The following is a 21,351-nucleotide window of genomic DNA, read 5'->3' on the forward strand; positions in this document are numbered from 1 at the left end:
CGATCCTCCTAGCCGCCGCAGCCGCCGACGGTGACCTTCACTTCCTTGGTGGCGCTGTAGAGCTTGCCGTCAGCCTCGACGATGGCGACCAGTTTGGTGGTCTTGGCCATTTTCAGCCGGTTGGCGACGCCCGGAATGGTGCCGTCGGCGATCTTGTAGGACGCGGCAAGCGCGTACGGGTTCTCGGTCACGAAGAACGAGATCGAGGTGACCTTGTCGAGCGTCGTCGTCACCGACACCGGCACCACGCCACCGTTCTCGGCGATCTCGGGCGCATCCAGCTTGATTTTGTCCGAGGGCTCGGCGGTCTTGCCATAGAGCGCCTTGATCGCGTCGGCCTCGTTCTTCTGCTTGAAGGCCTCTTCCGGATATTTGTCGTTGGCCGCGGCACGCGCGGGCGTCGCCGCGAACGGCAGATTGCCGAGGCCGAGCAGGGCGACCGAGGCCGCGCCCTGAAGGATCAGGCGCCTTGTCGCAAGCGGGCCGGTGGTCGTGGTCATCTCAAATCTCCTGGGCAGCCGGCCGTTACAGGGTCTGCAGGAAATCAACGATCGCGCTGATCTCCTGTTCGGTCAAAATCCGGTTCCGGCCGAACGGCGGCATCATGGTCTGCGGATTGCGCTTGGTCTCGTCGAAGATGATCGCGGTGAGCTCGTTGCGATCGGGGTATTTGGCCTTGAGGTCCTTCAGTTCCGGCCCGATTGTTCCCGGCAGGTCGCCCCCTTTGATGACGTGGCAGGTCAGGCAATTGCCCTTGCCGCGATCGAAAGCGAGCTTCTGGCCGTCGGCGACAGCGGATTGTGCCCGCGCCGGAGCCACAGCCGCGCCGGCGGAGAGGAGCAGCGCCACCAGGACGGCAAGCTTGCAATGAAAGGCGGTCAAGGCATCGTCCCAAGCGTTATGTCGATGATCTCGTTTGCGGAAATATAAGCGTTCCAAAGCACAAAGGGCATCGTCTGACAATCAAGACTATGCACGCGGCAAAATGGAGTTAATATCCTGCGCATTGCAACCGATGAGACAGTTTGTTCATCCCAGCAGGTTGGCACTAGCAAATTATTCTAGGGCGTTTGGCCCTTACGGGCCGTCTTTTCTGTTTCACATTTATTGGGGACTGACTTGGCTGAATATGTCGTCGAATTTGGCAGGGATGGCGGACGGGTCGAGCCCGATGGGCGGCTCGATGCGCCTGCGTTCCATCGCAACCACCTGCCCATCTGGGCGGCGCTGGAAAAGCACCTCACCGGGCTGACCGGCAACGTGGTCGAGCTCGGCAGCGGAACCGGCCAGCACGTGGTCCATTTCGCCCGCCACACGCCCGGCCTGATCTGGTGGCCGAGCGACCTCAACCAGCGCCACCTCAAGAGCATCGAAGCCTGGCGCGTCCATACGGGCCTCGCAAACATCCGCAGCCCCCTGCGGATCGATCTCACCGATCCCGACTGGTGTCCGGAGATGAAAAGCGGACAGACGCCGACGAGCCTTGCGGCGGTGTTCTGCGCCAATGTCATCCACATCGCGCCCTGGGCCGTGGCCGAGGGCCTGTTCGCCGGCGCCGGCCGTTACTTACGCCCCGACGGCAAGCTGTTCCTCTATGGCCCGTTCAAGCGCGACGGCAAGCACACCGCGCTCAGCAATGCGGTGTTCGACACCTCCCTGCGTGAAGGCAATCCCGACTGGGGCGTGCGCGACATCGGCGATGTCGAGACGCTCGCGAAGGCTGCGGGTCTTCGCCTCGTCGATACGATCGACATGCCCGCGAACAATCTGACGCTGGTGTTTGAGCGGTAGGAAACCGTCATGCCCGGGCTTGTCCCGGGCATCCACGTTCTTCGTGCAGCAAGGCAAGGTGTGGATGGCCGGGGCAAGCCCGGTCATGACGGGCCTAGCCTTCATCCCCCCACCCGATCTTCTCCTTCAAGAACCGAAAACCGAGCACCTCGAAGCCGGCGCGCTCCTTGTTGTCCTTGCCGTAGCCGTGGCCGCCGGCTTCCGGCTCGTAGAACCAGGCCTCGTAACCCATGGCCTGCAGCTTTGCCGCCATCTTGCGGGCGTGGCCGGGATGAACGCGGTCGTCGCGCCGCGTGGTGGCGATCAGGATCGGCGGATAGGTCTGGCCGGCTTTCACATTATGATAGGCCGAGTAGGTCTTGAGCCACTCCCACTCCTCGGCCTTGTCGGGGTCGCCATATTCCGCGATCCAGCTCGCGCCCGCGAGCAGTTTTGTGTAGCGGCGCATGTCGATCAGCGGGATGGTGCAGAACAGCGCGCCGAAGCGCTCGGGGTAGCGCACCAGCATGTTGGTGATGAGGATGCCGCCGTTCGATCCGCCCTGGGCCGCGATCCGTTTTGCGCTCGTCACGCCGCGGCGGACGAGATCGGCCGCAACCGCGGCGAAATCGTCATGCGAGAGTTTCTTGCCGGCGAGCCGGCCGGCATCGTGCCAGCGCGTGCCGAACTCGCCGCCGCCGCGTAAGTTCGCCTGCACAACGGTGCCGCCGCGCTCCAGCCAGAGCTTGCCGAGCGAGGCGTTGTAGTACGGCTTCACCGAATGGGCGAAGCCGCCATAGGCGCTCATATAGACCGGCGCATCGCCGGTCTCGCCGCCCGGGCCGGTCTGGACATAGGGAATGCGCTCGCCATCGATCGAGACCGCCTCGTGCTGCGTCACCACGAGCCCGTCGGCGGTGAACGTCTTCGGCGCCTGCTTCAGCACGACCGGGCTTGCGACGCCGCGCTCGATCAGCAGCAGCGACGGCGGGGTGAGCGGATCCTGCACATTGGCGAGCAGATCGCCATTGCTCTCGCTGGGATGACGATCGAGCGGCCAGACGTCGACGACGCCGATCTCGGGCAGGCCGCCAAGCGTCTCGCGGCTCCAGCCGGTGGCCGAGGGCGTGAAGGTCTCAAAGCGCGGACGCAGCTCGTCGAGGATCGACAGCACGAGCTTGCCCGCAGCCCAGAACAGGCCTTGCAAAGCGCGCCGCGGCGCCGGCTCGAACAGCACCGCAAAATCGCGACTGCCGTTCAGGAATGCCGAGAGTGAGATGCCGAGCACGGTGTCGGTGGCGTAGGTCCGCCCGCCGGCCGTCCAGTCCTTGCGCAGCTTCATCGCGAACCAGTCGCCATGGGCCTGCAGCCAGATGCCGGTCGGCAGATCGAGCTTGGTCATGCGACCGGCGGCATCGCGCAGCCAGACCGCGTGATTGAAGAAGTCGATCTGCTCGACGATCCAGACCCGCGGCTCAGGTCCGGTGTCGTCGGCGCCGCCATAGATCATCATGTGATCGGCGGTGGTCTCGATGATCACCTCAGCCTGATCGACCGGCTGGCCGCGCCGCCACAGGCGAACTGTCCGCGAGTATCCGGAGTCCGTCACCATGCCCTCGCCATGCGCGCTCGACAGCAGCAACGTGTCGGCATCGAGCCAGTCCGCGCCGCCCTTGGCTTCCGGCAGTGTAAAGCCGTCGGCGACGAAGCTCTTCGTAACGAGGTCGAATTCCCGCAACGTCACGGCGTCGCTGCCACCGCGCGACAGGCTCAAGATGGCGTGCGAGCTTCCCGGCGTCGTGGCGATCCCGCTCAGCAGCCAGTCCTCGCCTTCGCGCGCTGCGAGCTGGTCGATATCCAGCATGGTCTCCCACGCAGGACCGGCTTTGCGAAACTCCGTCAGCGTGGTCCGCCGCCACAGGCCGCGCGGGTTGGCGGCGTCCTTCCAGAGATTGTGCAGGTCGCTGCCGCGCCGGCTGACATAGGGAATGTTGTCGGGGCGATCATAGATCGCTGCGAGGATGTCGCGGTCGTGCTCGAAGGCTTTGCCACCGAACGCCTGGAGCGTCAGGCTGTTCTGCCGCTCGACGAAATCGAGCGCTTGCGTGCCCTCGATCTCCTCCAGCCACAGCCAGGGATCGTCGTCGGGAGCGCTGAGTGTAGGCCTGTCGTCGACGGTCATGAACGAAACTCCCAAAAGTCGCGGCGATAGGATTTGATCGAGCGCAAGCCGTCAAGCGCGCGGCCCGCTATCATCGCACCGATTGCGTCAGAGGCATGGCCTGCGCCCGTTTGCGCCGGTTGCCCGGCCACTCGCGTCACTCCATAGTGCCGGGAATCAACCAGCCCTCGAGCCCGTTCGGGCAGAAAAAGCCGATGCTTGACGTGACTTCTGCCCATGAGATCGCCGACGACGCCCGCGTGCGCGCCAATGTGGTGCGCCTGGCCGCGGCCCAGGCGCTGACGGGCGCCAACTCGGCCGTGATCTTCGCCACGGGCGCGATCGTCGGGGCCACGCTCGCGCCGGACATGTCGTTCGCAACCGTGCCGATCTCGATGTATGTGGTCGGACTTGCTGCCGGCACGCTGCCGACCGGCGCGATCTCGCGCCGTTTCGGCCGCCGCGTGGCCTTCGTCATCGGCACGGGCCTCGGCACGCTCACCGGCGTGCTCGGCTCGTTCGCGATCCTGCACGGCTCGTTCGCGCTGTTCTGCATCGCGACCTTCCTCGGCGGCCTCTACGGCTCCGTCGCGCAGTCCTATCGCTTCGCCGCTGCCGATGGCGCCAGCGCGGCCTACCGGCCCAAGGCGGTGTCCTGGGTGATGGCCGGCGGCGTGTTCGCCGGCGTGCTCGGTCCGCAGCTCGTGCAATGGACCATGGACGTCTGGCAGCCCTATCTGTTCGCCTTCAGCTTCCTGGTGCAGGCCGCCGTGGCGCTGATCGCGATGGGCATCGTCGCCGGCGTCGACATGCCCAAGCCCGCGCCGGCCGATCTGCATGGCGGCCGGCCGCTGCTCACGATCGTGACGCAGCCGCGCTTCGTCGCGGCGGCGCTGTGCGGCATCATCTCCTATCCCATGATGAATCTGGTGATGACCTCGGCGCCGCTCGCCATGAAGATGTGCGGCCTGTCCGTGTCCGATTCCAATTTCGGCATTCAATGGCACATCGTCGCGATGTACGGGCCGAGCTTCTTCACGGGCGCGCTGATCGCCCGTTTTGGTGCGCCGAAGATCGTGGCAGCCGGCCTGCTGCTGGAGGCTGGCGCTGCCGGCATCGGCCTCTCCGGGCTCACCGCGATGCATTTCTGGGCCACGCTGATCGTGCTCGGCGTCGGCTGGAATTTCTCCTTCATCGGCGCCTCCGCGCTGGTGCTGGAGACGCACCGGCCGCAGGAGCGCAACAAGGTGCAGGCCTTCAACGACTTCCTGGTGTTCGGCATGATGGCGATCGGCTCGTTCTCGTCCGGGCAATTGCTCGCCAATTACGGCTGGTCGGCGGTGAACCTGGTGGTGTTTCCGCCGGTCGTTCTCGGTCTTGCCGTGCTCTCGCTGGTTTCCTGGGCCCGCCGTCGCAAGGCGCGGCTGGAGGCGGCGATGGGCGAGTTCCCGGACGCGATTTGACTGGCAGGAGATTGTCAGCAATGTTGATACTTCGATCCAGGTCGAAGTGATTTTTTGGCGAGGGCTATTTAGATGTTCGTCATGGCCGGGCTTGTCCCGGCCATCCACGTCTTAGGGACGCGGATCGAAGAACGTGTATGCCCGGGCATAGGCGAGCGGAAGCGACGCCGTCCTTCAGACGGCTATGCCCGGGCATGACGGGAGTAGGCGGCATGCTCGACAATCCTCAACAGCCAGCGATCGACGAATCCTCCCTGCGTTACGAAGGCTGGCGCATCGTTGCGGTCTGCTTCCTGCTTGCGACCTTCGGCTGGGGGCTCGGCTTCTACGGCCAGAGCGTCTATGTCGCCGAGCTGCAGCGCGCGCGGGGCTGGCCGACCACGCTGATCTCATCGGGCACCACGTTCTTCTATCTGTTCGGCGCGCTGCTCGTCGTGTTCGTCGGCGAAGCCGTGAGGAGATACGGCCCGCGCTTCTGCCTGATCGCCGGCACACTGGCGATGGCGGCAGCTAGCGTTGCGATCGGCGCCGTGCGCGAGCCCTGGCAGCTTTATCTCGCCGATGCCGTGCTCGCCTTCGGCTGGGCCGGCACCAGCCTCGCCATGATCACCAACACGATCAGCCTGTGGTTCGACCACAAGCGCGGCATGGCGATCAGCCTGGCGCTGAACGGCGCCAGCTTCGGCGGCATCGTCGGCGTGCCGCTGCTGGTGACCCTGATCGGCCATGTCGGCTTTGCCAGTGCGATGTATGCCGCCGCCGGCGCCATGCTGGTGCTGCTGCTGCCAGTGATCCTTGTTCTCGTCGGCCGCCCGCCCGATCACCACGGCTGGCACGCGGCGGCCAAGGCGAACCCGCAATCATCGACGCAGATCCGCGCATGGGCGCTGCGCGACGTCGGCTTCCTCACGGTGACGATTGCGTTTGCGCTGGTGCTGTTCGCGCAGGTCGGCTTCATCGTGCATCTGATCTCGTTTCTCGATCCCGTGATCGGCCGCGAGCGCGCTGCTGTCGCCGTCGCGGTGCTGACTGCGATGGCGGTGGTCGGCCGCGTGCTGTTCTCGTTGGTGATCGATCGTCTCAACCAGCGGCTGGCCTCCGCGCTGTCGTTCCTCAGCCAGGCCGCGGCGCTTCTGGTCGTCATCAACCTCCACAACGACTACGTGCTGATCGCGGCCTGCGCGGTGTTCGGCTTCTCCGTCGGCAACCTCATCACGCTGCCGTCGCTGATCGTGCAGCAGGAGTTCGATTCGTCGTCGTTCGGCGTGCTGATCAGCCTCAACACCGCGATCAACCAGGTGACCTACGCGTTCGGTCCGGGAATCGTCGGGGCCTTGCGCGATTGGTCCGGCGGTTATTCGCTGCCGTTCTATCTCTGCATCGCGCTGGAAGTGGCGGCCGCGGCGTTGATCATGGTGCGGGGAAACAGGTTTCGTAGGGCGGATTAGCGAAGCGTAATCCGCCAACTTCGCCCCGCATTCGCTGAGACATGGTGGGTTACGGCTTCGCCTAACCCACCGTACGGCATCACGTTTCCCGATCCCTCAACAACCCCTCCACATCCAGCCGTTTCGTCACCATCGCGAGCTTGCCATCCGGCCCGAACGGCCATTGCTCCCTCGGCTTGTCCCAATACAGCTCGACGCCATTTTCATCCGGATCGCGCAGATACAGCGCGTCGCTGACGCCGTGATCGCTGGCGCCATCCAGCGCAATGCCGGCCGAGCGCACGCGGTGCAGCGCATCGGCGAGCGCGGCGCGCGTCGGATAGAGGATGGCGGTGTGATAGAGACCGGTCGTGCCGGGCGGCGGCGGCGAGCCGCCCTTGCTTTCCCAGGTGTTGAGCCCGATGTGGTGATGATAGCCGCCGGCCGAGATGAAGGCCGCGCCCGAACCCATGCGCTGCATCAGCTCGAAGCCGAGCACGCCGCAATAGAAGCCGAGCGCGCGATCGAGATCGGCGACCTTGAGGTGAACGTGGCCGATCCTGGTGCCGGCGGCGACGGCTGGGCTTTGCGACATGGGAATGCTCCGTTGAAGGCATGCACATAAGGCGGGCTTCGGGGCTCTGCTACGGCCGATCCCGAAACCCAGCGTTTCCGGAACAGAAATTAAGCCAGTTCCGCCACCTCGCCCTCCGGCAGGCCGAACTCGAACGTGTTCAGCGTCATCGACACCATCGTGTAGTAACCGCACAGGCCGATCACCTCGACCACGCCGCGCTCGCCGAGCAGCTTCACGGCCTCGTCGTAGAGCCCCTTCTCGACGCCGTGGCCCTCGTGCAGCGATTTCGCCACGTCGTAGATCATCCTGCCCCTGGGATCGTCGAACTCGGGCGTGCGGCGGTCGCGGATGGCGTCGATGATTTTGGGATCCATGCCGCCCGCCAGTGCGAGACGCTTATGCGCGTACCATTCGTAGTGCGCGGTCCAGTGCCGCGCCGTCACCAGGATCGCAATCTCCGAAAGCTTTGCGGGAAATATCGTGTCGAAGCGCAGCACCTCGCCGAGCCGCGTGGCGTGGCGCGCCATCTCCGGGCTGCTCAGCCAGGCCATCATCGGCGCCGGCGGCTTGCCGCGCTTGCCGGCAATCGACTCGTCGTAGGTCTGCCGCTGGCTCTCGTTCATTTCGCCAGGCGAAAGAAGTTTCAGGCGCATCGTCGTTTCCTCTTTGTTTTCAAGCACCGTCTTGGTCGCGACTATAGCGGAATGCGGCTCGCGGAAGTGGTTGAATTCCGCGGGAGCTTGGCCCAGAGTCGCGCCCAACAAGTCGATTTTGATTGATGGAAACGACCAATGTCTGAATCCAAAACCAGCGATTCTGAGACCGCCGATCTCGAAACATTCCGCGCTGAGACGCGCGCCTGGCTGGAAGCCAATTGCCCGCCGGAAATGCGCAAGCCCGCGACGTCGGATGCCGACGTGTTCTGGGGCGGACGCAACGCAAAGTTCTCGTCCGAGCCGCAGCGCATCTGGTTCGAGCGCATGCGCGACAAGGGCTGGACCGTGCCTGACTGGCCCAGGGAATATGGCGGCGGCGGTTTGAGCGCCGCCGAGCACAAGGTGCTGCGCGCGGAGATGGGAAGAATCGGCGCGCGTCCGCCGCTGTCGAGCTTCGGCATCTGGATGCTCGGGCCGGCGCTGCTGAAATACGGCAACGACGCCCAGAAGCAGGAGCACCTGCCCAAGATTGCCGCGGGCGAGATCCGCTGGTGCCAGGGCTATTCCGAGCCGAACGCCGGCTCCGACCTTGCTTCGCTGCAGACCCGCGCCGAGAGCGACGGCGACGATTTCGTCATCACGGGTTCGAAGATCTGGACCTCCTACGCCAACTACGCCGACTGGATCTTCTGCCTGGTGCGTACCGATCCCGCTGCGAAGAAGCATGACGGCATCAGCTTCATCCTGTTCGACATGACCTCGAAGGGCGTCTCGACCAAGCCGATCCTGTTGATCTCCGGCTACTCGCCGTTCTGCGAGACCTTCTTCGACGGCGTCCGCGTGCCGAAATCGCATGTGGTCGGCACCGTCAACCGCGGCTGGGACGTTGCGAAATACCTGCTGCAGCATGAGCGCGCGATGATCTCGGGCATGGGCGAGCGCGGCGTCGGCCGTCCGCTCGGTCAGATCGCGGCCGATTCCGTCGGCACCGATGCGCAGGGGCGGCTCGATGATTCCATGCTCCGCGGCAAGATCGCCAGCTTCGACGTCGATGAAGCCGCGCTTGCGGCGTGCGCCGAGCGCGCCGTCGATCTCGCCAAGGCGGGACAGGCGCATCCGGCGTTCTCCTCCGCGATGAAATATTACGGCACCGAGCTCAACAAGCGCCGCTACGAGATCCTGATGTCGGCCGGCGGCGCCGATGCGCTGGAATGGGAGAGCGAGCGCTCCAAGCAGGGCGCCCGCCCGCGCGCCTGGCTGCGCACCAAGGCCAACTCGATCGAAGGCGGCACGAGCGAGGTGATGCTCGGCATCGTCGCCAAGCGCATCCTGGATTTGCCGGGGGCGTGAGGCGCACTCTCTTACGGCGTCATTCCGGGGCGCGACGAAGTCGCGAACCCGGAATCCATCTCACCGCATATAAGCGGCCCGATGGATTCCGGGCCTGGCCCTTCGGGCCATCCCGGAATGACGAGACAACATAGATTTTCGAATCGGAAACACGCACATGGCCCTCGTCCTCACCGAAGAACAATCGATGCTCCGCGATAGCGCGCGCGGGCTGATCAGCGACAAGGCGCCGGTGTCGCATCTGCGGCATTTGCGCGACAGCAAAGATCCCACCGGCTTCTCCAAGGAGTTTTGGCACTCCTTCGCCGAGATGGGCTTCGCCGGCCTCCTGGTGCCGGAAGAATTCGGCGGCAGCGGGCTCGGCTATGTCGAGGCCGGTGTCGTGATGGAGGAGATCGGCCGCACCTTGATGCCGTCGCCCTTCCTCGCCACCAGCGTGATTGCGGCCTCGGCGCTGAACCGGGGCGGCAATGCCGCGCAGAAGTCGGAATATCTGCCGAGGATCGCGAGCGGTTCGCTGCTCGCGACGCTCGCGATCGACGAAGGCGCAAAGCATCGTCCGCTCCAGACCAACCTGCAGGCCGTGCGCGCCGGCAACGGGTTCAAGCTCTCCGGCGCCAAGGCGCTGGTCGTCGATGGCCACGTTGCCGATTTGCTCATCCTCGCCGCGCGCACGGGCGGCACCGCCGGCGAGCGCGAAGGCTTGACGCTGTTCCTGGTGAACCCTGCGGCCAAGGGCGTCGCGATCGAGCGCACCATCATGGTCGACGCGCACAATGCGGCGCGGATCGAGCTCGCCAATGTGGAGGTCAATGCCGACAGCGTGCTCGGCGAGGTCGATCAGGGCGCCGCGCTGCTCGACGGCGTGCTCGACATCGGCCGTGGCGCGGTCGCAGCTGAAATGGTCGGCCTCAGCGAAGAAGTTTTCAACCGTACCGTCGAGTACCTCAAAAATAGAAAGCAGTTCGGCAAGCTGATCGGCGAATTCCAGGCGCTGCAGCATCGCGCCGCCGAGCTCTATGTCGACATCGAGATCACCCGCGCCGCCACCATGAAGGCGCTTCAGGCGCTGGATACCGATGTTGCCAAGGCAACGTCAGCCGTCGCGGTGGCAAAAGCCCGCGCCGGCACCACCGCCACCCGCGCGGTCCAGGAAGGCGTACAGATGCATGGCGGCATGGGCATGACCGACCAGTTCGACATCGGCTTCTTCATGAAGCGCGCCCGGGTGTGCGAGGAATTGTTCGGCGACGCCAATTACCACACCGAGCAGCTGGCGCGGGCGCGGGGGTATTGAGCTGAGGCGCGAAGGGCGGCACGGTGGTATCGCACCCTAGGTGTCGTCCCGGCGAACGCCGGGACCCATAACCCCAGGGAGGGGTTTGACGAAGGCTCGCAGTCTAAAGAGACTCTCCGCGGTACGGTCACCTGCGCTTATCGATAAATCACGCGGTATGGGTCCCGGCGTTCGCCGGGACGACACGCGTGAGGCCTACCGCATCGGCGGCGCGTACTGCACGCCACCCGCGTTCCACAGCTGGTTCATGCCGCGCGGGATCTTCAGCTTCGACTTCTCGCCGATGTTGCGCTCGTACATCTCGCCGTAATTGCCGACGTGGCGGATGATGCGGACGGCCCAGTCCTTGGTGAGGCCGAGCTGCTCGCCGTAATTGCCTTCGGTGCCGACGAGGCGCATCACTTCCGGCTTCTTCGACTTCAGGGCCTCGTCGATGTTCTCCGAGGTGACGCCCAGCTCTTCGGCGTTGATCATCGCATAGAGCGTCCACTTCACGATCATCATCCAGTCGTCGTCGCGCTGGCGCACCACGGGGGCGAGCGGCTCCTTGGAGATCATGTCCGGCAGGATCATGTGATCGGCCGGCTTCGCCAGGTTCAGCCTGAGCGCGTAGAGCTGGGAGACGTCGGCGGAGAACGTGTCGCACTTGCCGGTGTCGTAGGCCTTCACGACCTCGTCGAGCTTGTCGAACTTCACCTCGTCATACTTCATGTTGTTGGCACGGAAGTAATCGGCGACGTTGAGCGCCGTCGTGGTGCTGGCCTGGACACAGACCTTGCTGCCGGTCAGGTCCAGCGAGGTCTCCTTGTTGCGCGAACGCGGCAGCATGAAGCCGGCGCCATCGTAATAGGCGACCGCGGGGAAATAGAGGTCGTAGTCGAGCTCGCGCGCCATGCTCCAGGTCGAGTTGCGCGAGAGGATGTCCACCTTGCGGCTCTGCAATTCCTTGAAGCGCTCGCTGGCATCGAGCGGGATGAACTTCGCCTTGCCCGGGTCGTTGAAGATCGCCGCGGCCACCGCGCGGCAGAAATCGACGTCGAAGCCGGCCCAGTTCTTGTTGTCTTCCGAGTACGAGAAGCCCGGCAGCCCCTTGTTGACGCCGCACAGCACCTCGCCGCGGCGCACGGTGCGCTTCAGCGTGCGGGTGTCGTAGAATTCATAGATGATGGCCAGAACGGCGACCAGCACGGCGACCGCGAGCCCGATCAGCAGGCCGCCACGAAAAGTGCGCATCATGTTGCTCTCTCGAAAAATCGGGAAAAGGAATTGGGAGGAGGGCGCGGAGCATGATCCCCTGGGGATCATGCTCCGACGATAGCCTTACAGTTCGGGCTTCTGCCGGATCACCACCTTGGTGCCGACAGGAACGCGGTCGTAGAGATCGGCGACGTCGTTGTTGACGAGGCGGAAGCAGCCCGAGGACACCTTGGTGCCGATCGTGTCAGGACGGTTGGTGCCGTGGATGCGGTAGACGGTGGTGCCGAGATACATGGCGCGTGCCCCGAGCGGATTGCCGGGGCCGCCTGCCATGAAGCGCGGCAGATAGGGCTGGCGCTGGATCATCTCCGGCGGCGGCGTCCAGTCCGGCCACTCCTTCTTGTTGGTGATGTTCACCAGCCCCTGCCACTGGAAACCGTCGCGGCCGACACCGATGCCGTAGCGGATCGCGCGCCCGCCCGGCTGCACCAGGTAAAGGTGGCGCTCGGCCGTGGAGATGATGATGGTGCCCGGCGTCTCGGTGGTGCGGAAATAGACCACCTGCTTCTGCCATTCCGGCTCGAGCTGGTAGCCGTCGTCGGCGACCAGACCCGGCTCGTCGCCGCGATCAGGCTGCTGCGCGATGGCATGTGGTGCGGACAGGATCAGGCCGATCGCGGCCACGAACGTCCCGGTCAGGCGACGAAAATCCGTCATTTCAAGCTCTCCCCACTGCCACGGCGCAAATCATTCGGAACCATCAAACCTGAGGGGCATGTTCATGGCAAGTTGATGGCGCGCCACCCTGATATGTCACGAGAATGCTTTGGTTTTTTGACGGGGTCCTCGCAATGCCACAAACAGGGGATGGCTCGAAAAGCATAGTTTGTCACCGCTCGGGAGGTGAGCTCCCTCTCCCGCTTGCGGGAGAGGGCTGGGGAGAGGGTTTCGCCTCCAGGGAGACTCCCTCAGAGGAGAGAGCCCTCACCCGCGCCTTCGGCGCGATCTCTCCCGCAAGCGGGAGAGGCTCAGACCGAACTCGCGGTGAGATCAAATTCGACAACTGGCGCGAGACGCCGGCTAGATCTTATTGCTCTCCGCAGCGATCCCCAGCCGCCTCACAATCTCTGTCCCCACCGCCCGCGCCTCCACCCGCGATCCGATCCGGGGGCTGCGAAACCGTCGTCCCGAGCGCAGCCGGATCGTGACGATGCAGTGCTCGTCCTCGGACCGGCCGCGGCGGTCGACGGTGATCGTCTTCACCTCGTGTCCCTCGATATGGTCCGCGCGCGGCGTGCCGTCGCCCCACAGGCGTTCGATACGGATATGGCCCTCGCGGACGATCCAGAACGCGCCGGTCACGAGATTGGCGTAGCGATGCACCGCGAACGCCGCGAGCGCGCCGAGCGGCAGCAGCAGGATGTCGACATGGGTGGGCGGCCATCCGCGCCACAGCTTGTAAGCATAAGGCAGGGCGGACAATGCGACGGCGATCAGGGACACGATGCGGATGTCCCGAGCGGAAAACGCCTCCAGCGGCTCGCCGAGATGCATCTCGGGATTGCTGGCATCGAGCGGATTGACGGGATCCTCGACATTGGGAACGTCGAACTGCGTCGCGATCCGGGCCACGGTGTCGCGCACATGGGTGACGTCGGAGATCGGCGGGGAGGTCAGGCGTTCTCCCGAGGCCAACGTGAAGACGAGTTGGAAACGGGCCTTCACCCGCTTGTTGCCGGGAACCTGCAATGCCGTGATGTCGTCCTTCGCGACGATGCGTGTGCGCAGCTTCCCAAACGGGCTTTGCCGCCCGATCAGGATCTCGTTCGCCGTGATGATCCACACCACCGCCGGCGCCATCATGATGCCGACGACGAACCCGGCGCCCACCAGCAGTGCGACCACCGAGATGACGATTTCCGGCGTGTCATGCGTGAACAGGCCCGGCGTGAAGCACAGCGCGACGGCGGCCGCAAAAGCGGACATCACCAGCCGCTGTGCGATCGAGGCGCCTTCACGAAGGCGGATGTCGTTGTTGAGGGGCGTGTCGTCCATTGCGGGCGGCTGATTGCGTTGTCGCGAAACTCCACGGACGGGTCCGTGGAGTCAAGCAACAAGGGAGCCGCGCGTGCCGCACTCAGCCATTGACGTTCAGCAGCTTGGCCACGGTGCGGTCGATCTCGTCGTAGCGGCCTTCGCCGGCGTGCTGGAACACGATCTTGCCGGTCTGGTCGATGATGTATTGCGCCGGCCAATACTGGTTGCGGTAGGCGTTCCAGGTCTTCGAATCGTTATCCTGCGCCACCGGATAGGTGATGCCGTGGCGCTTCAGCGCCGCCTGCACGTTGGAGGCCGAGCGCTCGAACGGGAATTCCGGCGTGTGGACGCCGACCACGACGAGGCCCTTATCCCGGTACTTGGCATAGAGGTCGGTGACGTGCGGCAGCGTGTTGACACAGTTGACGCAGCCATAGGTCCAGAAATCGACCAGCACGACCTTGCCGCGGAGGTCGGCCATGTTCAGTGGTTTCGAGTTGAACCAGTTGGTGACGCCGGCGAAGTCCGGCGCGGTCTGGTGGCTTGCGGCGGCGGTGACGACAGGCGTGGCGCGCGCGGCCTCCTCGCAGATGCCGGGAATGACGGCGCCGGTGACGGTGAAGCCGATCAGGGCGGCGGAGACGGCGAGCAGTCTGAAAGTCATGGAAGCGTCCTCCGGTGAAGATGAGGGATGATCACAGGCCGATCTGGCCGGTGGGATAGAAGCCGGTGAGCCACGCCACGATCAGCGTGTCGTATTGGAAATAGGCGGCGACCGCGAAGCCGATCACGACGATGCCAAAACCCTGCTGCAGCCGCGGCGAGATCCGCGAAAGGCTGCGCACCCGTGTGGTCGCGGCTTGCCCGCCATAGGCGATCGCCAGCATCGGGATCGCAGCACCAATGGCGTAGGCGATCAGCAGCGTGCCGGCCCACGCAAGATTCTTCGAGGTCGCGACCAGCGTCAGGATCGAGCCGAGCACCGGGCCGGCGCAGGGCGTCCAGACCAGGCCGAGCGTAGTGCCGAGGATGAGCCCGCCGAGCGCGCCCTCGCGCTGGGTAGCGCCGGAATTGCCGAGATCGAGCCAGCCATTGAGCCGGCTCGACAGCCATTCGAACGGCGCCGGCCACAGCATCAAGAGGCCGAAGCCCAGCAGCAGGATCGACGCCGCCTCGCGCAGCACGTTCGGATCGAAATCGAACAGCCGCGTCAGCGCACCGAGCAGCAGCGCGACCGCGGAGAAGGAAACGACGAAGCCGAGCGCGATCATCGCCGGGCGCAGATGTCCCGCGCGCCCGATCGAGGCGCCGAGCAGGATCGGCAGCATCGGCAGCGTGCAGGGCGCGGCGATGGTGAGGATGCCGGCAAGGACGGCGAAGGTGAGTTCGAGCATGGGGCACTCGTGGTGGAGGTCACGAGGGCAGTTCGGGCGGGATGCGTGGATCGTTACAGAGCGTCACGGCTTCGTGACGGGGGGCAATTTTCACCTCAGGTCGTCATGCCCGGGTTTGTCCCGGGCATCCACGTTCTTGGTGCCGCGCCGAAGGCGTGGATGGCCGGGTCAAGCCCGGACATGACGATGGAGGACCCAGCGGGGGTCGCAATGCCCACGTCACGGCTCGCCAAACACAAAACGACCCGGAGGGGGGCATCCCGTCCGGGTCGTGGAGTCCTTGGGAGGTTTAACGAAACCGTATGAGAGCTTTATAGGGGGGAAGCTTTTCGGCCTGATGTTGTGCTTTGTTTCAATTGTTTCGTCGGCGGTAACACTTCCGTGTCCCGGGAGAGGGCCAGATCGTCGGCCCTATCCCTTTGAAATCCTTGGCCTCAGGCAGCGAAGCGCTCGACGCCGCAGCCCTTAAGCAATTCGGCCAGCTGCTTGCGGGCGTAGAACATCCGCGTCTTCACCGTGCTCTGGGGGATGCCGATGATCTGACCGACCTCCTCCACCGACTTCTCGTGGTAGTAGACGAGGGTGATGATCTCGCGATGCGCGGGCGACAGCTTCTGCACGCAGGCGCGCAGGATGGCGCTGGTGTCGCTGCGGTCGAGCGAGGTCTCCGGCGTATCGGAATCGTCGGGGATCTGCCGCACGTCCTCCTGGTCGATGTCCTCGAAGCGGCGCTGGCGCATCGCAGTCAGCGCCTTGAAGCGGGCGATCGACAGCAGCCAGGTCGAAACCTGGGAGCGGCCCTGGAATTGGCCGGCGGTCCGCCACACGTCCAGGAACACCTGGCTGACGAGGTCTTCCGCCGCGGTGGCGTCACGCACGATGCGCAGGATGAAGCGGTACACCCGCACGCTGTGCCGACAATAAAGGATATGCATCGACGTCCGGTTGCCGTCGGCAATGCTCTCGAGAAGCATGTCGTCCGAAGTCGCCTGAGCGGCGATGATGCTCTGGCTGGCCTGGGCGTTGATGGCGATGACGTTCCGCATTGACTTGGCTCCCCGTAGCGCCGCAACCGAGCGGCGTTTCCTTGGACCAAAGTGTTAATGAGCCAACGTTTCGGGACGTCTGCACGAAAAGGGGAAAATGGTTTCGTGCGCCGCCAAATTGTTTCGTCGGAGGGATGGCGACGAAACATTCGGGACGAAAAAGTGTGGAATTTCAATGTACGGAAAATACGGGGATAGGGGTGTTGAGGCGGACGGGGGCGCCACGGAACGAATCTTGGTGACTTGCGTTCGGTCGCGCCAGACTGTCGTCCCGGGGCGCGAAGCGAACCCGGGACCCATACCCAAAGGGAGGAGTGGTTCCGGGGACTCGGAGTGGGCGCTTTCACGCTAAACCACGGCCTGGGGTTATGGGTCCCGGATCTGCGCGCCTAAGGGCGCGCTTGTCCGGGACGACGGCGGAGTGTGAGACTTACGCCTTATCGCCCGCCGGCGAGAACAGATAGCCGCCGCCGCGGATGGTGCGGATCACGGCGGGCTTGGCCGGATCGGGCTCGATCTTGCGGCGGATGCGCATGATGCGCAGGTCGACGGCGCGGTCGAAGGCTTCGGCGTCGCGCGCGTTAGCCAATTCCAGCAAGCGCTCGCGCGACAGCACGCGCTTCGGATTGGCCGCGAACACCTTCAACAGCCCGAACTCGGAGGCGGTCAGCGGATGCTCGTTGCCCTCGTCGTCGCGCAGGGCCTGGGCTTCGAGATCGAGCCACTTTGTCCCGAACCGTACCAATTGCTCCTTGTCGGATTTCGCCGCCGCCGCATCAGGCGCTGCGGCCTTGGCCGGCACGCTCCGCCGCAGCACCGAGCGGATGCGCGCCATCAGCTCGCGCAGCTCGCAGGGCTTGGCCACGTAATCGTCGGCGCCGAGCTCGAGGCCCACCACGCGGTCGATCGGGCTCGCGGTTGCCGTCAGCATGATGACTGGCACGTTGATGCGGCTCTTGAGGTCGCGGATGATCGAGAGGCCATCTTCCTCGGGCATGTTGAGATCGAGCACGACGAGATCGGGCATGCTGCCCTGGATCGCGGCGCGCAAGGACTTGCCGCCGTCGCACAGCGTCACGGTGAAGCCGTGCATCTTGAGATAATCGCCGACCATCTCCCGGGCCGGGGCTTCATCGTCGACGATCATGATGTGCTGGCTTTGGGTCATGGTCTCTACGTCACGGCATTTCGGTCGCGGGAAGGGTGATGGTGAAGGTCGAGCCCTTGCCGGGCCCTTCGCTGTCGGCGGTCACCTCGCCGCCATGCATGTCGACGATACGCTTGACGATGGAGAGCCCAAGTCCCGTCGAGCTCTCGCCGGCGGTCGGTTTGGCCGACAGCCGCTGGAACCGGCCGAACAGGCGGCCGAGATCTTCCGGCGACAGGCCGGCGCCCTCGTCGCTGACGCGGACGACGGTGTCGCCGCCCTCGTGGCTGACGACCACGTCGATCTTGCCGCCGATCGGTGAGTATTTGATGGCGTTGCTGATGAGATTGTCGATCGCCTCGCGGATGCGGTCGGTGTCGCACATGGTGACGATGTTGGCCGGCGCGGCGACGCTGATCGCCTGCTGCTTGTTGACGGCGAGCGGCTGGTTGGCCTCGGCGACCTCCTTGACCAGGGCGGCGACGTCGACCGGCTCGCGGCGGATGGTGATGTCGAAGGCATCGGCCATCGCGTCCGAGATCAGATGGTCGACCATCGTGGTCAGGCGCTTGGTGGCGTCGCGGATGTGGTCGACCTGGGCGACCACGCCGTTTTCCGAGGCGCCGGTCGAGATCAGCTCCTTCAGCATCTCGGTGCGGCCGAGGATGACGCCGAGCGGGTTCTTCAGATCGTGCGCGACCGTGCCCAAAATCTCGTTCTTGAAGCCGTTGGCGCGCTGCAGCCGCAGCCATTGCGCCGAGAGGCGGCGGTTGGCCTGCATCAGCGCGCGGGTGCGCTGGGCGACGCGGTCCTCCAGCTGGGTATTGGCGGCTTGAAGCTGCTGATAGAGGATGACGTTGTCGAAGGCGATCGAGAGCCTCGAGGAGAAAATCTCGACCAGCGAGCGGTCGGTCTCGGACAATTCGCGCTCGGCCTGCAGCAGCACTACCACCTCGCGGCCGGACCCGGTGCGCAAATAGATCACGCTGCGGTGGTCGGCGAATTCGTTCTTGCGGCGCTGAAACGCGGCCTCCACCATCTCGCGCAGTTCGGGGTCGAGCGCCTTCGACGTCGTGGTGCCGATGAAGCGGCTATAGCAGCCGCTGCCGGCGAGGACCGAGAGTTCGGGGTCGATGCCGCCATTGTCGCGCAAGACCAGTATACCGGCGCAATCGACGTTGAGCAGCGAGGCCAGCTGGGTCAGCACGCCCTCGGCGAGCCGCTGCATCGACTTGAAGTCGTACAGCGTCGAGGCCGCGTCGATGATGATCTCGAGCCCGCGCCGTGTCTGCACCATGCGCTCGAGCTGCTGATAGGAGCGCAGCGCCGCGGTCAGCGAGGTGAACAGCTTGTCGGCGGTGAGCTCGGTCTTGGCCTTGTAGTCGTTGATGTCGTACTGCACGATCACGCGCCGCTCGGGCGCCTGGCCGGGCTGTCCCGTGCGCAGGATGATGCGCACCGTCTCGTTCCGGATCTCGTTGCGGATGAACTCGACCAGCTCGAGGCCGGCGACGTCGGTCTCCATGATGACGTCGAGCAGCACGGCGGCGATGTCGCTGTGCTCGGCCATCAGCTTGCGGCCTTCCGCCGCGGAATAGGCCGACAGGATCTCCAGGCTCTGGCCGTTGAGGCTGTAGTCGGACAACGCAAAGCGGGTGCCGTCATGCACGGCCGGATCGTCGTCGATGACGGCGATCTTCCATTTCCGGGCGTTGGCATCCTCCGACGCGGTACCGGTATCGTCGATCAGGTGGAGGACATCGTCCTGTTCGGCCATTGAGAAGTCCCGTCACTTTCTGTGCTTTGCGCGCCGCCCTTGGCGACCCGGGGCATGATAATGCGAAAAGTGGTGCCTTGTCCCAGCTTGGATTCCAGCATCATGCGCCCGCCGAGCTGCTGGGTGACGAGGTTATAGACGATATGAAGCCCGAGTCCCGTGCCGCCTTCATTGCGCCGGGTGGTAAAGAAAGGGTCAAAGGCCTGGCGCTGCACGTCGGAGGTCATGCCGGCCCCGTCGTCGGTGAAGATGAGCTCGACGTCGTCGGCCCCGCGCGGCCGCGCCGAGATGATGATCGTGCCGGCGCGCCCGTCGGCGAAGGCGTGGTTGGCGGCGTTGAGGAAGAGGTTGGTCAGGATCTGGCCATAGGAGCCGGGATAGCCGTCGAGCAGCAGCCCCTCGGGCACGTCGACCTGGAGCGTGATCGGCGAGCGCTTCAGCACCGGGCGCAGGCTGGCGATGATCTGGTCGGTGGCCTCGCTGAGCGAGAATTGCCGCCGCTCCGCATGGGAGCGGTCGACCGCGACCTGCTTGAACGACTGGATCAGCTCGCCGGCGCGCTGCAGATTGGCGACCAGCTGCTGCGAGGCGTCGCGTGAGGACTGCACGAATTCCTCCAGCTGCGAGCGACGCAGGCGCCCATCGCCCTTGAGCTGGGCCTCGAAGATCTCGCTGCGCCGGGCAAAACTCGAAGCCACCGTCAGACTGATGCCGATCGGATTGTTGACCTCGTGCGCGACGCCGGCGACGAGGCCGCCGAGCGCCGCCAGCCGTTCGGCATCGATCAAATTCTGCTGTGCGGTATTGAGCTCGAGCAGCGCGCTCTCGGCCTTCTCCTTGGACGCGCGCAGCTCGTCCTCGGTCTGCCGCTTCGCGATCGCATTCTCGCGGAACACCTCCACCGCGCGCGCCATGGCGCCGACCTCGTCGCGCGCCTTGGTGCCCTGCACCTCGCGGTCGAGATCGCCGAGCGTGATCGCGCGCATCGCCGCCATGATCTGCTGCAGCGGCAGCCGGATCGACAGCGCGATCATCACGCCGGCGGTGAGGATGATGCCGAGGAAGATCACCGCAATGGAAAGGACACGGCGGGAAATATCCGCCAGCGTGCGGTCGAAGGTCTCCTGCGCCTTCTGCTCGCGCTTGCGCATCTTGGTGGAGAGGTCGTCGATGGCGCCGATCGCCTCGGCCTGGCTGGCGTCGATGGTGTTGCGGAGCAGCTCGGTGCGGCTGGCAAGCTGCTCGGAGAGCTTTGCAAAGCCCTCACGCAGTGCGGCGGTGCGGGCCCCGAGCCGCCGCAAGGCCATCTTCTGCAGGTCGTTGTCGGCGAGATCGATCATCACGGGGATGGTCTTCTCGATCGTCTCGGTGTTGCGGCGCGCGTCGTCGGCCGCGCCCGATGACAGCGACAGATAATAGGAATTGGCCGCCACCAGCATCGCGGTGAAGGCCTCGCGGGATTTGCCGAGCGATGGCCAGATCAGCGCGTCGCGATGGCCGGTGGCGCCTTCGATGATGGAATAGAGGCCGGCCATGTCCCTGGCCGGGCCTTGCACCTGGTCCTCATAGGTCTTGGCAATGGTGGCCTGCACGCTGCGCAGCTCGCCGAAGCCGTTGAGGAAGCGGTCGGTGGTGCGCTCCAGCTCCTCGACCGAGCCCGACAGCATCGGGTCCTTGGCGGCGCGGTTGGTCAGCGTGCCCAGTACCGCCTCGCGCAGCAGCAGGATCTCGGCGAACAGGTCGGGGCTCGGCTGGTTGATGTAGCGGTGGATCAGATTGTGCAGGCGCCCGGTCTCGCTTTCGAGCAGCGCCAGGATGCGGTCGGATTCGCGCACCTGGCGCACGTCGTCCCAGGCCGAGCCCAGCACCTGCGCGCCGTTCCAGATCATCCCCACCAGCACCACCACCACGGCGGAGTTCAGCGCGGCGATCGACAGGATGCGCCAGCGGATCGGCACCGCCCGAAGCACGCCGACCAGCCGTGCGCGCAGCCGTCCGATCGGGCCGGACGGCCGGTCTGGGTGCTCGGTATGTCCAAGTGCAGCCAACGCG

The 21,351-nt window shown here is 65.1% G+C and carries 19 protein-coding genes; 5 read left to right on the forward strand and 14 right to left on the reverse strand.

Going from position 1 to position 21,351, the window contains the following annotated elements; all coding sequences use genetic code 11:
• Positions 1-8: 8 nt before the first annotated feature.
• The gene (gene soxY, locus GDN70_RS05080; RefSeq protein WP_028139708.1) at positions 9-500 is read right to left on the reverse strand and encodes a thiosulfate oxidation carrier protein SoxY; all 492 of its coding nucleotides are present in this window, start codon (positions 498-500) and stop codon (positions 9-11) included.
• A 25-nt stretch (positions 501-525) separates the two neighbouring features.
• Positions 526-852: a sulfur oxidation c-type cytochrome SoxX gene (soxX, locus tag GDN70_RS05085; protein WP_085968002.1), complete on the reverse strand. Its 327-nt coding sequence runs from the start codon at positions 850-852 to the stop codon at positions 526-528.
• A 267-nt stretch (positions 853-1,119) separates the two neighbouring features.
• Between soxX and GDN70_RS05090 the strand changes: the two genes are divergently transcribed.
• Positions 1,120-1,791 carry a DUF938 domain-containing protein gene (locus tag GDN70_RS05090; RefSeq protein ID WP_028139710.1) on the forward strand — a complete coding sequence of 224 codons (672 nt, stop codon included), beginning with the start codon at positions 1,120-1,122 and terminating at the stop codon, positions 1,789-1,791.
• Between the two features lie 94 nt (positions 1,792-1,885).
• Here GDN70_RS05090 and GDN70_RS05095 read toward each other — a convergent pair whose 3' ends face one another.
• Complete coding sequence (locus GDN70_RS05095) at positions 1,886-3,952, reverse strand: prolyl oligopeptidase family protein (RefSeq protein WP_028139711.1); 2,067 nt, start codon at positions 3,950-3,952, stop codon at positions 1,886-1,888.
• Between the two features lie 194 nt (positions 3,953-4,146).
• Here GDN70_RS05095 and GDN70_RS05100 point away from each other — a divergent pair, with 194 nt between their 5' ends.
• Together GDN70_RS05100 and GDN70_RS05105 are read left to right on the forward strand one after the other, a co-directional pair.
• Positions 4,147-5,394: an MFS transporter gene (locus tag GDN70_RS05100; RefSeq protein ID WP_028139712.1), complete on the forward strand. Its 1,248-nt coding sequence runs from the start codon at positions 4,147-4,149 to the stop codon at positions 5,392-5,394.
• Between the two features lie 212 nt (positions 5,395-5,606).
• Positions 5,607-6,842, forward strand: coding sequence for an MFS transporter (locus GDN70_RS05105; protein ID WP_028139713.1), 1,236 nt, complete (start codon positions 5,607-5,609; stop codon positions 6,840-6,842).
• A gap of 79 nt (positions 6,843-6,921) precedes the next feature.
• On the opposite strand, the gene GDN70_RS05110 is transcribed toward GDN70_RS05105, so the two are convergent.
• Positions 6,922-7,416 (reverse strand): VOC family protein, encoded by a 495-nt coding sequence (locus GDN70_RS05110; RefSeq protein ID WP_028139714.1) that lies wholly within the window; start codon positions 7,414-7,416, stop codon positions 6,922-6,924.
• 89 nt (positions 7,417-7,505) lie between these two features.
• Entirely contained in the window at positions 7,506-8,051 is a 546-nt protein-coding gene (locus tag GDN70_RS05115) for a carboxymuconolactone decarboxylase family protein (protein ID WP_028139715.1), read from the reverse strand.
• A gap of 138 nt (positions 8,052-8,189) precedes the next feature.
• Here GDN70_RS05115 and GDN70_RS05120 point away from each other — a divergent pair, with 138 nt between their 5' ends.
• Entirely contained in the window at positions 8,190-9,404 is a 1,215-nt protein-coding gene (locus GDN70_RS05120) for an acyl-CoA dehydrogenase family protein (RefSeq protein ID WP_028139716.1), read from the forward strand.
• A gap of 157 nt (positions 9,405-9,561) precedes the next feature.
• Entirely contained in the window at positions 9,562-10,701 is a 1,140-nt protein-coding gene (locus tag GDN70_RS05125; protein ID WP_028139717.1) for an acyl-CoA dehydrogenase family protein, read from the forward strand.
• 195 nt (positions 10,702-10,896) lie between these two features.
• On the opposite strand, the gene GDN70_RS05130 is transcribed toward GDN70_RS05125, so the two are convergent.
• The 9 genes from GDN70_RS05130 to GDN70_RS05170 form a co-directional block, all read right to left on the reverse strand.
• Positions 10,897-11,934: an amino acid ABC transporter substrate-binding protein gene (locus GDN70_RS05130; protein WP_152103665.1), complete on the reverse strand. Its 1,038-nt coding sequence runs from the start codon at positions 11,932-11,934 to the stop codon at positions 10,897-10,899.
• 87 nt (positions 11,935-12,021) lie between these two features.
• Entirely contained in the window at positions 12,022-12,615 is a 594-nt protein-coding gene (locus tag GDN70_RS05135) for a L,D-transpeptidase (protein WP_028139719.1), read from the reverse strand.
• A gap of 363 nt (positions 12,616-12,978) precedes the next feature.
• Complete coding sequence (locus GDN70_RS05140; RefSeq protein WP_152102242.1) at positions 12,979-13,953, reverse strand: hypothetical protein; 975 nt, start codon at positions 13,951-13,953, stop codon at positions 12,979-12,981.
• A gap of 82 nt (positions 13,954-14,035) precedes the next feature.
• Positions 14,036-14,599 carry a thioredoxin family protein gene (locus tag GDN70_RS05145; protein WP_038970744.1) on the reverse strand — a complete coding sequence of 188 codons (564 nt, stop codon included), beginning with the start codon at positions 14,597-14,599 and terminating at the stop codon, positions 14,036-14,038.
• Positions 14,600-14,630: 31 nt separating this feature from the next.
• A complete protein-coding gene (locus GDN70_RS05150; protein ID WP_038970745.1) occupies positions 14,631-15,329 on the reverse strand; it encodes a cytochrome c biogenesis CcdA family protein in 699 nt (232 codons plus the stop codon).
• Positions 15,330-15,763: 434 nt separating this feature from the next.
• Entirely contained in the window at positions 15,764-16,375 is a 612-nt protein-coding gene (locus GDN70_RS05155; protein ID WP_018316842.1) for a sigma-70 family RNA polymerase sigma factor, read from the reverse strand.
• Positions 16,376-16,805: 430 nt separating this feature from the next.
• Positions 16,806-17,543 carry a response regulator gene (locus tag GDN70_RS05160; RefSeq protein ID WP_038946862.1) on the reverse strand — a complete coding sequence of 246 codons (738 nt, stop codon included), beginning with the start codon at positions 17,541-17,543 and terminating at the stop codon, positions 16,806-16,808.
• A gap of 10 nt (positions 17,544-17,553) precedes the next feature.
• Positions 17,554-19,299 (reverse strand): DUF3369 domain-containing protein, encoded by a 1,746-nt coding sequence (locus GDN70_RS05165; RefSeq protein WP_028139724.1) that lies wholly within the window; start codon positions 19,297-19,299, stop codon positions 17,554-17,556.
• Complete coding sequence (locus GDN70_RS05170) at positions 19,269-21,347, reverse strand: HAMP domain-containing sensor histidine kinase (RefSeq protein WP_244625868.1); 2,079 nt, start codon at positions 21,345-21,347, stop codon at positions 19,269-19,271. Before GDN70_RS05170 ends, GDN70_RS05165 begins: the two co-directional genes overlap by 31 nt.
• Between the last annotated feature and the right edge of the window lie 4 nt (positions 21,348-21,351).

The sequence above is a fragment of the Bradyrhizobium sp. TM102 genome (genome assembly GCF_009176685.1).
GTDB classification, from domain to species: Bacteria; Pseudomonadota; Alphaproteobacteria; order Rhizobiales; family Xanthobacteraceae; genus Bradyrhizobium; species Bradyrhizobium ottawaense.

Excerpts from the sequence above, each read along its gene's own strand:
- soxY (WP_028139708.1), bottom strand. The coding sequence starts at position 500 with ATGACCACGACCACCGGCCCGCTTGCGACAAGGCGCCTGATCCTTCAG.
- GDN70_RS05095 (WP_028139711.1), bottom strand. The coding sequence starts at position 3,952 with ATGACCGTCGACGACAGGCCTACACTCAGCGCTCCCGACGACGATCCC.
- GDN70_RS05100 (WP_028139712.1), top strand. The coding sequence starts at position 4,147 with ATGCTTGACGTGACTTCTGCCCATGAGATCGCCGACGACGCCCGCGTG.
- GDN70_RS05105 (WP_028139713.1), top strand. The coding sequence starts at position 5,607 with ATGCTCGACAATCCTCAACAGCCAGCGATCGACGAATCCTCCCTGCGT.
- GDN70_RS05110 (WP_028139714.1), bottom strand. The coding sequence starts at position 7,416 with ATGTCGCAAAGCCCAGCCGTCGCCGCCGGCACCAGGATCGGCCACGTT.
- GDN70_RS05115 (WP_028139715.1), bottom strand. The coding sequence starts at position 8,051 with ATGCGCCTGAAACTTCTTTCGCCTGGCGAAATGAACGAGAGCCAGCGG.
- GDN70_RS05120 (WP_028139716.1), top strand. The coding sequence starts at position 8,190 with ATGTCTGAATCCAAAACCAGCGATTCTGAGACCGCCGATCTCGAAACA.
- GDN70_RS05125 (WP_028139717.1), top strand. The coding sequence starts at position 9,562 with ATGGCCCTCGTCCTCACCGAAGAACAATCGATGCTCCGCGATAGCGCG.
- GDN70_RS05130 (WP_152103665.1), bottom strand. The coding sequence starts at position 11,934 with ATGCGCACTTTTCGTGGCGGCCTGCTGATCGGGCTCGCGGTCGCCGTG.
- GDN70_RS05135 (WP_028139719.1), bottom strand. The coding sequence starts at position 12,615 with ATGACGGATTTTCGTCGCCTGACCGGGACGTTCGTGGCCGCGATCGGC.
- GDN70_RS05140 (WP_152102242.1), bottom strand. The coding sequence starts at position 13,953 with ATGGACGACACGCCCCTCAACAACGACATCCGCCTTCGTGAAGGCGCC.
- GDN70_RS05145 (WP_038970744.1), bottom strand. The coding sequence starts at position 14,599 with ATGACTTTCAGACTGCTCGCCGTCTCCGCCGCCCTGATCGGCTTCACC.
- GDN70_RS05150 (WP_038970745.1), bottom strand. The coding sequence starts at position 15,329 with ATGCTCGAACTCACCTTCGCCGTCCTTGCCGGCATCCTCACCATCGCC.
- GDN70_RS05155 (WP_018316842.1), bottom strand. The coding sequence starts at position 16,375 with ATGCGGAACGTCATCGCCATCAACGCCCAGGCCAGCCAGAGCATCATC.
- GDN70_RS05160 (WP_038946862.1), bottom strand. The coding sequence starts at position 17,543 with ATGACCCAAAGCCAGCACATCATGATCGTCGACGATGAAGCCCCGGCC.
- GDN70_RS05165 (WP_028139724.1), bottom strand. The coding sequence starts at position 19,299 with ATGGCCGAACAGGACGATGTCCTCCACCTGATCGACGATACCGGTACC.